This is a genomic window from Streptomyces sp. NPDC004539, from assembly GCF_040610055.1.
In the GTDB taxonomy this organism is placed as follows: Bacteria; Actinomycetota; Actinomycetes; order Streptomycetales; family Streptomycetaceae; genus Streptomyces.
Window position 1 is genome coordinate 1 of record NZ_JBEXLS010000066.1, and the last position, 1,465, is coordinate 1,465.

1 protein-coding gene is annotated in these 1,465 nt (G+C 68.8%); it reads right to left on the minus strand.

The genetic code is table 11. The annotated features are described in order from the left end of the window. Nucleotides 1–21: 21 nt before the first annotated feature. Entirely contained in the window at nt 22–1,374 is a 1,353-nt protein-coding gene (locus tag ABZX85_RS50470; protein WP_355885182.1) for an IS701 family transposase, read from the minus strand. Nucleotides 1,375–1,465: the final 91 nt, after the last annotated feature.

The window sequence follows — 1,465 nt, forward strand, 5'->3', positions numbered from 1 at the left end:
CACGGCAGCTGTAGTTCTTGATCACGGTTGGTCGTGACGGTGGTGTCGTTGCTGGTGGCAGGCGGTTGCGACGGCTTGGTGACGGCGTCGCCAGGCGGTCCAGTGCAGGACGTGCTCGCGGTCGCGGACGGGTGGCGGCAGCACGAGGGCTCGCAGGAGCCGGATGAGTTCGGGGCAGCTCAGCGGGACGAGCGCGGGCTCGTCCTCGGCGGCGTCGTGGACGGCGGTGGCCGTGAGGGCAAGGACGGCGGCGGCGATCAGGGAGAACAGTGACCAGCGCATCCAGGAGTTCCAACAGGTCACCTGACCCTGGTCGAGTCCGGTGAAGCCCTTGGCAAGCTGGAAGGTCTCCTCGATCCGCCACCTGCGACAGATCACTTCCACGAGAGTGCCGAGCGAGACGTCGCCCGGTGACCAGCCGCGGAAGTAGGACACCTCGCCGGTGTAGCGGTGCCGCCGCGCCACCAGCACACTCGTCCCGGCCTCCTTCTCGTTCCGGTTCTCGTCGGGAGCGTCGTCGGGGCGGACATCGAGCCAGGCCCAGTCGTACTCGCGGGTCCCCTTCGTGCCGTGGCCGGTCTGTCGGCGCATCCACTGCCCGGGCCGCACCTTGTTGATCAGCTTGCGGGCCTCCCACCGGCGGCCGGACCCGTCGGTCACCTGATGCGTAGCGGAGATTCCGACCGTGTAGCCGAGTCCCAACGCCCTTATCCCACGACGCAGTTCGCGTCCGCAGTACACCTCGTCACCCGCGAACCAGCGCGCCTCGGCCCCGGCCGCGAGCGCATCGGCGACCATGGCCAACGCCTGCTGCGGCTTCGTCGCGAAGACGATCTCCTCCGGCACCCCGGTCACCCCGCGGCGCTCCTCGTCGGCAGCCCAGTCCGCCGGGAGATACAGGGCCCGATCGATGATCACCTTCGTCGTCGCAGTGACCACCGCCAGATGTACCGCCACCTGGCACAGTCCCACGCCGCCGAGCGCACCGGAGTACTGCCGGCCGGCTCCCACGCAGTCCGTGGACGACTTCGCATCTCCCGTCTCGTCCACGACCAACACCACGTCCTGCCCGCCGAGTTCACCGATCACCAGGCGGGTGATCTCCTTCCGGGCCTCCTCGTGGTCGAACCGGGCGCGGGACAGCAGGTGCTGCAGCCGGTGCGGGCCCGGGTGTCCCAGCGCCTGCGCGAGCGTCCAGCAGTTCCGCGTGTCCACTTCCAGCAACAGTCCAGCGATCAACTCCGCCGCTGTCCTGCGCGCCTCACGTCGCGCGAAGCAGCCCGAGACCACTGTCATCGCCCTCCCGAACGTCTGGCCCCACGCCCGCTCGGCTATCGTGGCCTCTACGGCCACCGTGTCTTGATACGTCGTCACAAACGTTCATGATCGCGGTGGCCGTACCTGTGCCCGCACACACCCCGGCAAGCCGCTGAACAGCGAAGACGACGGAACTACAGCTGCCGTG